Source organism: Microbacterium sp. NPDC057944 (genome assembly GCF_042887445.1).
Taxonomy (GTDB): Bacteria; Actinomycetota; Actinomycetes; order Actinomycetales; family Microbacteriaceae; genus Microbacterium; species Microbacterium natoriense.
The window spans coordinates 1778411-1790105 of sequence record NZ_JBHVPJ010000001.1 but is presented as its reverse complement, the minus strand read 5'-3'; the positions used below and the strand labels follow the sequence as shown (position 1 = coordinate 1790105).

Sequence of the window (11695 nt, the reverse complement as noted above, 5' to 3'; positions counted from 1 at the left end):
CGCCTCTCATAGGATGTGGTCAGTGCGAGGGTACCTCCGCGTGTTCACGCGCTGCCGGAGGCGTGCCGACGTGTCGCCGACCCGGGGTTCCGCGGTACCGGACAGAGCCTCAGGGCAGGACGCTGCGGAGGCTGTCGCCGACGAACGAGGCCATCGCCGGGACGATCGGGATCGCGAACCACACGAGCACGGCGATCACCCCGGTGCACAGGAGCCCGGCGATCCAGCTGATCGCCAGGTTGCGCCCCCCCACTTTCGCCATGACTCCACGCTACGACCGCTGATGCGCCGGTGAGCGGCGCAACGCCGACATCACGATCAGCGGCTCACCATCACCGGCGACGACGCGTTCTCGGCGATGCGCACGGGCTTCCCGCTGCCGTCGGCCGGCACGGACCAGACGTCGTCGCCGACCGCATAGGCGACCGTCTCGTCGTCGAGCCAGGCGGCCTGATCGTCGACGTTGCGGTCCTCGGCGAGCGGCTCCTCCTCCATGGTCGCCAGATCGAGGACGTACAGCCGCCACGGGTCGTCGACGCTGTCGTTCACGCGCTTCTTGAACACCAGTCGCGTCCCGTCGGGAGACAGCGAGGGGCACTCGAGGTTCTCACGTACGGTGTGCGCGGTCCACTTCTCGTAGTCGCCCTGGACGAGGTAGGTCTTGCCGCCGGTCGAGACCGTGGCGTAGAAGGTGTTGTCGTCGTCGGTGAAGGTCACTCCCCAGTAGTTCGCGTCGACGCGGTGCACGCGCTGCCCGTCGATGAAGAGCTGGAGCCCCTCGATCGAGTCGACGAGGAAGTCCTTCTCGCGGTCGTACATCCCGGTCCTGGTGGAGAAGTTCGTCCCGGCATAGTTGTCGCCCGTCACGAACACCGTCCACGCGACCATTCGCCCCGATGGCGATACCCGTGCGCGCGAGGGCACCCCGCTGTAGGTGAAGGTCTGCTCCTCCGTGAGGTCGGCATCCCTCACCGACACGGTGGTCGTCGGCTTCAGGCTGCCCTCGATGCTCACGCACACGGCGGTATCAGCGGCCGCGTAGAACCGGCTGCACTCCAGACCGGTGCCGCTCCTGTCCTGTCCGTCCTGCTGCACGACGTATCCGTCGGTGCCGCGCACGTAGAGCCCCGCATCGGTCGCCGGAGCGACGGCGGCCTCGGCGTGCGAGGGCGCGCCGTCGCGGTTCACGGCGAACAGCGAGTAGCCGACGCCCACGACCGCGAGGACCAGCGCCGCAGACCCCACGAGCGCGATCCGCTTCGTCATCGGGGTCACGCGATCTCCTCCGCAGGAGAGCGCTCGGGGCGGATCAGCACGGCCGCGGCCAGGAGCACGACCAGGAGCACGACGGATGCCGCGGCGAACGCCGCCGTCACGCCCCAGAACGTCCAGGCGGCGCCGAACAGGACTGCGGCGAACAGCCGACCGGTGGCCTGCCCGGTCTGCAGCAGCGCCATGCCTCCGGCGCGGCGATCGCGCGGGATGCCGGGACCGGCCAGCGCCATCAGCACGCCGTCGGTCGCCGCATAGAAGACTCCGAGCAGCAGGAGCAGGAGCACCAGCAGCACGGGGCCGTCGATCGGGAGCAGGAGGGTCGAGTAGGCGCCGAGCAGGGCGAGGTTTCCCAGCAGGAACGGCAGCCGACGTCCGATCCGATCGGCGAGACGACCCATCGGCACGGCGAGCGTCAGATAGACGAGCGCGCTGCCCAGCGGCAGCAGCGGGAAGAACACGGCATCCAGCTGCATCCGGTCCTGCAGACCCAGGTAGAGGAAGCCGTCGCCGATCGTGGCCAGACCGAGCATGGTCGCCGCGATGAGGAGACGACGGAACGCCGGATCGCCGAGAATCTTCACCGTCTCCCGCAGCGTCGGGCGCGGGGCCCCGACGGGGACGTTTCCCCGGCCAGGGACGAAGGCGATGAGGACGAGGACCCCGAGCGTGGCGACGCAGAAGCTCACGATGAAGACGGCGTCGAAGGCGTCGGCCAGCATCCACAGCAGCCCGAAGGCGGCCAGGGGGCCCAGCAGCGCGCCGGCCGTGTCCATCGCCCTGTGCACGCCGAACGCGCGCCCCTGATGGGCGTCGTCCACCGAGAGCGAGATCAGGGCGTCACGAGGCGCCGTGCGGATGCCCTTGCCGATGCGGTCGACGGCGAGCGTCGCCGACAGCGCCACGGTCGACGTCCCCGACAGCAGCAGGAACGGCTTGCAGATGGCGGACAGCGCATAGCCGATGCCCGCCACGAGCTTGTGCTGCGACCAGCGGTCGGCGATGTGACCTCCGAGAAGGCGGACGAAGGCGGTGACGCCGTTGTAGAGGCCGTCGAGGAAGCCGAAGGCGAGCGGGGTCATGCCCAGCCCGATGACGAGGTACAGCGGAAGGACCGCCGTGACCATCTCGGAGGAGAGGTCGGTGAGCAGGCTCACCGCCCCCAGTGCGATCGCGGTGCTGCCGACTCCGGCCGCACGGCGGCCCACCTGAGGGTGGACCGCCGTGCTTCCGTCGTCCTGCCGCGATTTGCTGCCGGCGAGGTACATGATCGTCAGTGGCAGGTGATCGTGTTGGTGTCGAGCACGGTGCCGCCGATGTCGACGAACGAGTGCGTGACCGACGTGTCGGTGAAGTCGAGCTTCGACACCCCGTACGCCGTGTTGATGCGCTTGGCGCTGTTCGCCTTGGTGTTGCCGAAGTCGCGCATCTCATGACCGCCCAGACCGCTGACGATCTGGACCGTGCCCGACGAGGATGCCGCACCAGAGGCGTTCATGGCGTTGAAGCGCTCGTAGTCGTGGTCGTGCCCGCTGAGCACGAGTTCGACGTTCGCGTTCGCGAGCATCTTCCACACCGGCTGGCTCGCCGGCTCGTTGCCGTGATCGCCCGAGCTGAACGCCGGGTGGTGCATGTACGCCACGACGCACTGCTTGGTGTTCGACGCGAGGTCGGCCGCGAGCCAGTTGAGCTGCGCCTGGTCGGTGAAGGTGTTCGAGTCCAGGGCGATGAAGTGCCAGTTCGAGTAGTCGTAGCTGTAGTACATCTTGCCCTGGGGCGTCGCACGGTTGCCGAAGTAGTCCCGGTAGGCCTTCGGGTCGAGGTTGTCGTAGTCGTCGTACGTCTCGTGGTTGCCGGGGATCGGCCAGGTGTTGCCCTTGACCGTGCCCCAGGACTTGGCGTAGACGGTCGAGAAATCGCTCGCCTTCGCGTCGTCGTACTGCATGTCGCCGAGGGTGATGTAGAACACCGGGTTGATCGCCTGCGCACGGTCGAACGTCTCGAAGTGCTTGCAGTCGGAGGGGAACTCCCCCGTCACCTTCTTGCCCCGGGTCGTGCAGCCCTGGCCCGCGATGTCGCCGGCGGCGACCACGGTGAAGCCCGTGCCGGGGTTGGGGGTGCTGCCTGCGGTGCCGTAGGCCTCGACCTCGAACAGCGAGTAGCCGTAGGCGGTGCCGCGTGCGGTGCCGTAGATGCGCAGGTAGCGGCCGGTGCCGTTGAGGTTGGTGAACTCGTCGGTGGCGCCGTTGCCCGCGGCCTCGGTGGCGAGGGTGGTCCACGTGGTGCCGTCGGCGGAGATCTCGACGCGGTACTTGGACGCGTATGCGGCTTCCCACTTCAGGACGACCTTGTTGACCTTCGCGCCGTCACCGAGATCGATGCGGATCCACTGCGGGTCCACGCCTTCGACGCTCGACCAGCGGCTGGTCGCGTTGCCGTCGACCGCCTTCGCCCCGTCGAACTCCGCGCTCTCGACCGAGGAGGTCGTCGCGGGCTTGTTCTTCGAGATGAGGGTGGCCGCCGGGTTCGCCGTGCTGGTCGGTGTCGGGGTCGGCGTCGGAGTGGATGTCTGCGTCGGCGTCGGGGTCGGCGTGGGCGTCGCCGTGGGGGTGCCGCCGCCGGTGAGGGTGTAGGCCTCGACCTCGAACAGGGAGTAGCCGTAGGCGGTTCCTCGTGCGGTGCCGTAGATGCGCAGGTAGCGGCCGGTGCCGTTGAGGTTGGTGAACTCGTCGGTGCCGCCGTTGCCCGCGGCCTCGGTGGCGAGGGTGGTCCAGGTGGTGCCGTCGGTGGAGACCTCGACGCGGTACTTGGACGCGTAGGCGGCTTCCCACTTCAGGACGACCTTGTCGACCTTGGACCCTGCGCCCAGGTCGATGCGGATCCACTGCGGGTCCACGCCTTCGACGCTCGACCAGCGGCTCGTCGCGTTGCCGTCGACCGCCTTCGCACCCTCGAAGCCCGAGCCCTCGGACGACGACGTCGTCACGGGCTTGTTCTTCGAGATCAGCGTCGCGGTGCCGGGGTTCTGCGTCGGCGTCGACGTCGGAGTGCTCGTCGGCGTCGGCGTCGGCGTCGGCGTGGTGCCGTCGTCGTTGGGCCAGCGGGGCGTCGGGTCGGTCGGGATGCTGAAGGGGTCGCCGTAGACCGACCAGCTCAGCGGGGTGTTGAGGTTGAGGTTGCCGGCGTTGAGCCAGACGCGCTGCGCGTTCTCGATGCGGCTGACGTCCTCGTGCGCGGCCTCCTTCTTCATCTCGACCACGCGGGCGTCGAGGAAGGCGTTGAGATACGTGGTCTCGTTGCCGCCGGATGCGGGGGTCGTCGCCTTCTTCTTCGCCTGGGTGCGGATGTCCTCCAGGCCGTCGAAGCCGTGCACGACCGCCGCGTCGTAGTACGCGAACTGCCCGAGCGGGCCGAGCTTGTCGGAGATCGCGAGGTTGACGGACGGGTCGAAGTACTGGACCTTGGTCTCGTCGCGCTGCGCCCGCTGGAACTCGGGCTTCTTGCCCTCCGCCTTCCAGGCGGTCTCGAACGCGGTGCCGAGTCCGGCGTGCGATTCGGTGCCGTCGACGTTGCGCAGAGCGGGGATGTACTTGGCGAGGGGGTTGTTCGGGTACTTCTTCGTGTAGTTCTCGACGAGCACGAGCATGTCGTGCGTGCCCGAGGTGAAGCCCACGATGCCACCCGTGTATCCGCGGCCGTCGTCGATGTCCTCGATGTAGTCGTAGTAGTCGTACCAGTTCAGGTGCGAGTTCTCGGCGGAGGTGATGATCTCCTGCGCGATCTCCCGCTTGACGGGGTCGCGGAGCGAGAGGGGGGTCGCTGCCTGCGCCGAGGTCGCCACGAGCCCGGTGAGGGGTATGACGATCGCGGCTGCCAGCAGCGCGAGCATTGGTCGACGTTGACGCATGGTTCCTCCGATGGGGGTCGGTTCAGAAAGTTAGGAAACATTCTTTACGAAGAGTTATACCCCAGTCGCCTGCCGTGCGCAATGGTCGGATGATTACTTCTTCTCACGTTCATTGGTCGTCAAGGTCTGTACGATTCGGAGTACCCGACCACGAAACATCGAGGACTCCGTGCCCACTGCCCCGACCGGAACCAGCGTCGTCAGAGCGATCAACGCGCGCGCGGCGCTGCGGCTCCTGCTCGATCTCGGCCCGCTGAGCCGCCCCGAGATCGCCGCCCATCTCGCCGTGTCGAAGCCCACGGCATCCCACCTGCTCATGCAGCTGCGCGACAGCGGCCTGGTCAAGAGCGAGGGCAACCGCGACGGCGCCATCGGACGCGCCGCCGAGCTCTTCAGCGTCAACGAGAAGGCCGCCTACACCGCCGCCGTCGACGTGACGCCCGAGCGCATCGCGACCGTCGTGGTCGACCTCACCGGCAGGAAGGTCGGAGAGTTCGCGCTGCCGACCCCCGAGGGCGACGTCAGCGACCCGACCCTGCAGGTGCACGAGGCGCTCAGCGGCGCGTGCGCCCCGATCGGCGTGGATCCGTCCGACCTGCGCCGCGTCGTCATCGGCATCCAGGGAGCGATCGACCCGACCTCCGACCGCCTGCGCTTCGCGTCGCACCTCCCCGGATGGCAGCGCGCCGGTCTCACCGCCGCCCTGAAGGAGCGCATCGGCGCCCCCGTCGATATCGAGAACGACGTGAACCTCGTCACGATCGCCGAGCGCGCCCACGGCGTCGCGACGGAGAACGACAGCTTCGCGGTGCTCTGGGTCTCGGACGGCATCGGCATGGGTCTGATGTTCGGCGGACGCGTGCACCGTGGCCTCACGGGAGGCGCGGGCGAGATCTCCGACCTGCCGCTCCCCGGGGCGCCGGTCGGCAGCCTGACCAACGAGTTCGGCGCGAGCGGCATGCAGGCTCTCGCCGGCGCACCCGCGCTCGGCCGCGTGCTCGCGGAGCACGGCTTCGACGCGGCCACGCCGGTGGAGGCGGTGGCGGATGCCGTCGCCGCAGACGGCGACGCGGCGTCAGCGGCCCTCGACGAGATCGCCAGCCGACTGGCCCTCGGCTTGTCTGCGGTGGTCGCGATCGTCGACCCCGACCTCATCGTCCTGGCCGGCGACTTCGCCCTTGCAGGCGGGGAGCGTCTGCGCAGCCTGGTGCAGCACCATCTGCACGCCGCCGTCGTCGCACGGCCGCCCGTGCTGCTCTCGGCGCTGGACGAGAACCCGGTTCTCGACGGCGCCCTGCGCCTTGCGCTCGAGCGGGTGCAGGACGAGGTGCTGAGCACCGTGAGCGGCGGCCAGTCGAAGCCTGCGGGCGACGACGACTGACCCGCCGCGTCAGCCCTTGGTCGCTCCGGCGGTCAAGCCGCCGACGATGTACCTCTGCAGGAACAGGAACAGGATCATCACCGGCACGGCCGCCATCACGGCGCCGGCGGAGAAGGCCGACCAGTCCGCGTAGCGGGGGTTCGCGACGAGCTTCGTGAGACCGACGACGAGCGTCTGCTTGTCGACGTCGACGAGCATGATGCTCGCGATCACGTACTCGTTCACCGTGCCGATGAACGACAGCAGGGCGACCACCGCGAGGATCGGCGCCACCAGCGGGAGGATCATCGTGAAGAAGATGCGCGCGTGCCCGGCGCCGTCGATGCGCGCGGCCTCGTCGAGCTCCATCGGCAGCGTGTTGAAGAACCCGTACATCAGGTAGGTGTTCACGCCGAGAGCGCCGCCGAGGTACACGAGGATCAGGCCGGTGTGCGTGTTCAGGCCGATCGCGGGGAACCAGTCCCCCAGCGTGGACATCAGCAGGAAGATCGCGACGACCGCGAGCAGCTGCGGGAACATCTGCACCACGACGATCGTGACGAGGCCGATGCGGCGCCCGGCGAATCGCATGCGTGAGAAGGCATATGCCGCCAGCGCGCCGATGAACACGGTCGATGCGCCCGTAACCACGGCGATGACGAGGGTGTTCAGGAACCACAGGCCGTAGGGGTTCTGCGGATCGCTGAGGATGCGCACGTAGCTGTCGATGCCGATCGCGGAGAACAGCTGGTTGGATCCGGTCAGCGTGCCCTTCGGGTTCAGCGATGCGGAGAACACGTAGAGCAGCGGGAACAGGGCGAAGGCGCTCACCACGATGGCGACGACGTGGCGCCATCCGGTGTCGGCGAACCACGCGCCGAGGCTGCGCTTGCGCGGAGCGAGGATGTCGGTGCTCATGTCAGTTCAGCTCCTCGAGTGCCTTGGTCTTGCGGAAGCTGATGATCGAGATCGTCGCCACCACGATGAAGATGAGGATGGTGAAGGCGGAGGCCAGACCGTAGTCGCGGTTCTGACCGGTGAAGGCCACCTTGTAGACCATCGAGATGAGGATGTCGGTGTGCCCGACCGGGATGCTCACGTCGTCGAAGCGGGGACCGCCCTTGGTGAGCATGTAGATCAGGTTGAAGTTGTTGAAGTTGAACGCGAACGACGAGATCAGCAGCGGCGCCACCGTCACGAGCAGCAGTGGCAGCTTGATGCGCCGGAAGACCTGCCACGGGTTCGCGCCGTCCATCACCGCCGCCTCGTTCACGTCTTCGGGGATGCCCTGCAGGGCGCCCATGCAGACGAGGAACATGTAGGGGAAGCCGAGCCAGAGGTTGACGATCAGCACCGACACCTTGGCGAGGTTCGGGTCGGTGAGCCACGGGATCTCCGCGCCCCCGAAGATGACCTGGTTGATGAAGCCGAAGCTCTCGTTCATCATGCCCGCCCAGACCAGGGCGGAGAGGAACGCGGGGAACGCGTACGGGAGGATCAGGATGATCCGGTAGCCGTTGCGGAACCGCATCCGGGTGTTGTTGAACACGAGCGCGAGAAGAAGACCGAGGAAGAACGTCGACGCCACGGAGACGAGGGCGAACACGAACGTCCAGATCGTGACCGAGATCAGCGGGCCGCGGATGGACTCGTCGGCGACGGCGCGCACGAAGTTGTCGAAGCCGACCGTCGTCTGCCATCCGGGGAGCAGCTCCTCGCCGCTGTCGGAGGTGAACGCGCCGGTGCCGACGTCGGAGTAGACCGTGTCGGTGTCGGTGTCGGTGATGGTGTCGGCATCCGCGTCGTACGTGAGCGTCGAGACGTACAGATACCCCTTCTGCCCGTCTGGCGCCCGGAGGCTCCCGTCGTTGGGGTCGTCGCTGAACGGCACCGAGAGCTTCTCCAGGACGCTCGAGAGCGTGAAGACCTTGGCGAGAGGGAGCGTGGTCCAGCCGTCGACCGAGACGGCCCTGTCGCCGTCGAACTCCGCGTCGACCTCCTGCAGCGGCTGCTCGGCGGTGCCGAGGAGCGCATCGCCGGAGTCGGGGTCGGTGACCAGGAGGCCGTAGGTGCCGAACTGTTCGACGACGGTCACGGGGTAGGTGGGCGAGTCCTCGACGCGCTCCTGCGCGGAGGCGAGCAGCGAGGAGATCGCCTGGTCCTTGGTGCCGTTGTGACCGGTGCCGTAGTTCGTGAAGCCGATGTACCCGGTGTAGAGCAGCGTGAACACCTGGAAGATGATCAGGAAGATGATGCCGGGCGTGAGGTACTTCGCGGGGATCCGCTTGCGGGAGAAGTAGATCCAGTTGACGAGGACGGCGACCACGACCACGATGCCGAGGATCAGCCATTCCTGGTGCGTGAAGAGCACGTAGGCCGCGTAGAGCGCGATCGCGTCGACGATGGCCAGCAGCAGGATCTTCAGCAGCATCCAGCCGATCGGCGTGGACGCCGCTTCGGCGATCTTCGCGGCCTGACGCTGGCGCTTGGTCGGAGGAGCCGTGGGCTCGGCAGTGTCTGTCATCTCGTCCCCGTCGTGGAGCTGCCGGGGCGGACGGTGACGTCCGCCCCGGCAGGATGGTGCTGGGTGTGTCTTACTTGATGGCCGCGGTCACGTCGTCGACGAGCTTCTGCCACGTCGTCTTCGGGTCTGCGCCGTTGATGATGGCCGCCTCGGCGACGCCCCAGAACTGCCACACCGAGCCCATGGCCGGGATGGCCGGCATCGGGACGGCGTCGGCGCCGACGGCCTGGAAGCCGGCGATGATCGGGTCGGATGCCGCCTCGTCGGCCGCAGCGGTGAGCGCGGGCAGCACGTTGCCTGCCTTGAAGAGCTCGAGCTGGACGTCCTTGGTGCCGAGGTAGTTGACGAGGAAGTCGTTGGCCGCGACCTTGTTCTTGGACTCGGCGCTGACGAAGAAGCCCTTGACGCCGGCGAACGGCGACGCGGTCTCGCCGGTGGGGCTGGGGACGGGGTCGATCGCGACGTTGATGCCGGCGTCGACAGCCGCGCCGACGTTCCACGGGCCGGTGAGCCAGAAGGCGGCGGTGCCGTCGAGGAACTGCTGCTTGGCGATCTCGCCGTCGATGTCGGTGTTCAGCGTGCCGGTGCCGTTCTTGCCCTTGGCCGCGAGCCAGTCGGCGAAGGCGAAGCCGCCCTCGCTGCCGAGCTGGAGGTCGGTCGGGTCGTAGCTGCCGGAGTCGTCGGTGCCGAAGACCGGGGCGCCGAACGCCGTCTGGAACGGGTAGAGGTGGTACGGGTTGCCCTCGGCGCCCTGCTCGACGACGAAAGTGCCCTTGGAGAGCATGTCGTCGAAGCTCGTCGGAGCCGTGGGGACGAGGTCGGCGTTGCGCAGCACGGCGATGTTCTCGACCGCGTACGGGAGCATGTAGACGGTGCCGTCGTAGGTCGCTGCCTGGAGGGCGACGGGCAGGTAGTCGGATGCCGAGTCGCCGAGCTCCAGCGGGGCGATGACGCCGTTGGTGGAGAGCTCGCCCAGCCAGTCGTGCGCGCCCATGACGACGTCGGGGCCCTTGCCCGTCGGCACCTGCTGAATGAAGTCGTCCTTCATGTCGTCGACGGACTTGCCGACGAGCTTGACCTTGACGCCGGTCTTCTCCTCGTAGGAGTCGGCCGCGCCCTGCAGCGCGTCGACGCGCTCGGAGTCGACCCACACGGTCAGGGTGCTGCCTGCGTCTTCGCCCTTGGACGAGTCGCCGCTGGTACCGGTCGAGCAACCGGCGAGCGTCAGGGTCGAAACGATGGCGATCGCGCCGACGGCAGCGATGCTCCTCTTGTTCACCTTCATTGGTGTGAGCCTCTCTCAGTGCTGTGGCCTGCGGTACTGCAAGCGCTTACAGTATGCACCGGGATCGTCGTGATCCGCAATGAAAAAGTGCGTCGATACCAACCTGTGACCGTGTCGTTGCGCGCTGATCAAGATGAAAGCGCTTCCAACTCCCCTGGAAATGAGGGTGTCGGTAGACTTCTCCCTATGGCTGACAGTTCCTTTGACATCGTCTCGAAAGTGGATCACCAGGAGGCGCAGAACGCGCTCAACCAGGCTCACAAGGAGATCGAACAGCGCTACGACTTCAAGGGCACCGGAGCATCGATCGCGTGGAGCGGCGAGCAGGTGCTGATCATCGCGAACACCGAAGAGCGCGCCAAGGCCGTGCTCGACGTGTTCCAGTCGAAGCTCATCAAGCGCGGCATCTCGCTGAAGAGCCTGGAGTCGGGCGAGCCCTTCGCCAGCGGCAAGGAGTTCCGCATCGTCTCCTCCCTCAAGGACGGCATCTCCTCGGAGAACGCGAAGAAGATCAACAAGATCATCCGCGACGAGGGCCCCAAGGGCGTCAAGAGCCAGATCCAGGGCGACGAGCTGCGCGTGCAGTCCAAGAGCCGCGACGACCTCCAGTCGGTGATCGCGCTCCTCAAGGGCGCCGACCTCGACCTCGACCTGCAGTTCATCAACTACCGCTGACGCGCAGACGACACCGGCCGGATGCCGAGGGGTGAGCCCCGGCATCCGGCCGTTCTCATGCGCGCGGGGAGTGCGCGGGATTCAGCCGTTCGGGCCGGTGCCGCCGTCGTCCGTCGACCCGGTGCCGCCGCCGTCCGTCGACCCGGTGCCGCCGTTGTCCGTCGAACCGCCGCGCGGCCCGTTCTGCTGACCCCCCTGTCCGCCGGAGCCGCCTCCTCCAGGACCGCCTCGGCCGTCCTCCGACCCGCCAGGGCGTTCGCCGGGGCCGGACCCTCCGCCGGGCCCGAAGCCGCCCTGGGAGTGGGAGTGGGCGACGCCGGAGATCGCCCAGCCCGCCCCGAACCCGATGCCGAGCAGAAGGATGCCGGAGAGCACGGCGACGAGGATGAGGAGCCCGTTGCGTCGAGCCGCGGGTGGAGCGGCCACCGCGACCGGCGCGCCCGCCGGGGCCGCTGCGGCCGGGGCGTAGGACGCCGCCGGTGGCGGCGCGGAGGCCGTCGGCGTCAGGGGCACGGTCTCCTGCTCGGGCGATGTGGCCGCGGAATCGGAGCCGAGGTGTGCGGACGCCTCGGCATCCGCACCTGATGAACCGGTGCTGTTGTCTGAGTTCTTGGACATGACGCCACTGTCGCCGCCCGCCCCCAAGACAGGACCAAGAATCGGCCCCGTCCG

Annotated in this window: 10 protein-coding genes; 2 read left to right on the top strand and 8 right to left on the bottom strand. The window is 67.9% G+C overall.

Features of this window, described 5'->3' with window-relative positions:
- Window positions 1–109: 109 nt before the first annotated feature.
- Genes ACFVRO_RS08060 through ACFVRO_RS08045 form a run of 4 tightly spaced genes read right to left on the bottom strand, consistent with a single transcriptional unit; the run spans window position 110 to window position 5161 of the window.
- Window positions 110–262 (bottom strand): hypothetical protein, encoded by a 153-nt coding sequence (locus ACFVRO_RS08060; RefSeq protein WP_181155858.1) that lies wholly within the window; start codon window positions 260–262, stop codon window positions 110–112.
- Between the two features lie 56 nt (window positions 263–318).
- A complete protein-coding gene (locus tag ACFVRO_RS08055) occupies window positions 319–1275 on the bottom strand; it encodes a TolB family protein (protein ID WP_386951178.1) in 957 nt (318 codons plus the stop codon).
- Window positions 1272–2540 (bottom strand): MFS transporter, encoded by a 1269-nt coding sequence (locus ACFVRO_RS08050; RefSeq protein WP_386951175.1) that lies wholly within the window; start codon window positions 2538–2540, stop codon window positions 1272–1274. The genes ACFVRO_RS08055 and ACFVRO_RS08050 overlap by 4 nt, the downstream gene beginning before the upstream one ends.
- Window positions 2541–2545: 5 nt before the next feature.
- Complete coding sequence (locus ACFVRO_RS08045) at window positions 2546–5161, bottom strand: chitosanase (protein ID WP_386951172.1); 2616 nt, start codon at window positions 5159–5161, stop codon at window positions 2546–2548.
- Between the two features lie 187 nt (window positions 5162–5348).
- On the opposite strand from ACFVRO_RS08045, the gene ACFVRO_RS08040 reads away from it, so the two are divergent.
- Window positions 5349–6560, top strand: a complete 1212-nt coding sequence (locus tag ACFVRO_RS08040) for an ROK family transcriptional regulator (RefSeq protein ID WP_386951169.1) — start codon at window positions 5349–5351, stop codon at window positions 6558–6560.
- Window positions 6561–6569: 9 nt separating this feature from the next.
- Here the strand turns inward: ACFVRO_RS08040 and ACFVRO_RS08035 are convergent, their stop codons facing one another.
- From ACFVRO_RS08035 to ACFVRO_RS08025, 3 genes are all read right to left on the bottom strand, one after another.
- Window positions 6570–7457 (bottom strand): sugar ABC transporter permease, encoded by an 888-nt coding sequence (locus ACFVRO_RS08035; RefSeq protein WP_105673732.1) that lies wholly within the window; start codon window positions 7455–7457, stop codon window positions 6570–6572.
- 1 nt (window position 7458) lies between these two features.
- On the bottom strand, window positions 7459–9063 hold the full coding sequence (locus tag ACFVRO_RS08030; RefSeq protein WP_386951167.1) for an ABC transporter permease subunit: 1605 nt from the start codon (window positions 9061–9063) through the stop codon (window positions 7459–7461).
- Between the two features lie 70 nt (window positions 9064–9133).
- Window positions 9134–10348, bottom strand: a complete 1215-nt coding sequence (locus ACFVRO_RS08025) for a maltose ABC transporter substrate-binding protein (RefSeq protein ID WP_223585975.1) — start codon at window positions 10346–10348, stop codon at window positions 9134–9136.
- Between the two features lie 186 nt (window positions 10349–10534).
- Here ACFVRO_RS08025 and ACFVRO_RS08020 point away from each other — a divergent pair, with 186 nt between their 5' ends.
- Window positions 10535–11023: a YajQ family cyclic di-GMP-binding protein gene (locus ACFVRO_RS08020; RefSeq protein ID WP_105673738.1), complete on the top strand. Its 489-nt coding sequence runs from the start codon at window positions 10535–10537 to the stop codon at window positions 11021–11023.
- An 81-nt stretch (window positions 11024–11104) separates the two neighbouring features.
- Here ACFVRO_RS08020 and ACFVRO_RS08015 read toward each other — a convergent pair whose 3' ends face one another.
- The gene (locus ACFVRO_RS08015; RefSeq protein WP_386951165.1) at window positions 11105–11641 is read right to left on the bottom strand and encodes a hypothetical protein; all 537 of its coding nucleotides are present in this window, start codon (window positions 11639–11641) and stop codon (window positions 11105–11107) included.
- Between the last annotated feature and the right edge of the window lie 54 nt (window positions 11642–11695).

Coding starts and splice junctions, on each gene's coding strand:
- ACFVRO_RS08060 (WP_181155858.1), bottom strand. CDS start 262: ATGGCGAAAGTGGGGGGGCGCAACCTGGCGATCAGCTGGATCGCCGGG.
- ACFVRO_RS08050 (WP_386951175.1), bottom strand. CDS start 2,540: ATGTACCTCGCCGGCAGCAAATCGCGGCAGGACGACGGAAGCACGGCG.
- ACFVRO_RS08045 (WP_386951172.1), bottom strand. CDS start 5,161: ATGCTCGCGCTGCTGGCAGCCGCGATCGTCATACCCCTCACCGGGCTC.
- ACFVRO_RS08035 (WP_105673732.1), bottom strand. CDS start 7,457: ATGAGCACCGACATCCTCGCTCCGCGCAAGCGCAGCCTCGGCGCGTGG.
- ACFVRO_RS08030 (WP_386951167.1), bottom strand. CDS start 9,063: ATGACAGACACTGCCGAGCCCACGGCTCCTCCGACCAAGCGCCAGCGT.
- ACFVRO_RS08025 (WP_223585975.1), bottom strand. CDS start 10,348: ATGAAGGTGAACAAGAGGAGCATCGCTGCCGTCGGCGCGATCGCCATC.
- ACFVRO_RS08020 (WP_105673738.1), top strand. CDS start 10,535: ATGGCTGACAGTTCCTTTGACATCGTCTCGAAAGTGGATCACCAGGAG.
- ACFVRO_RS08015 (WP_386951165.1), bottom strand. CDS start 11,641: ATGTCCAAGAACTCAGACAACAGCACCGGTTCATCAGGTGCGGATGCC.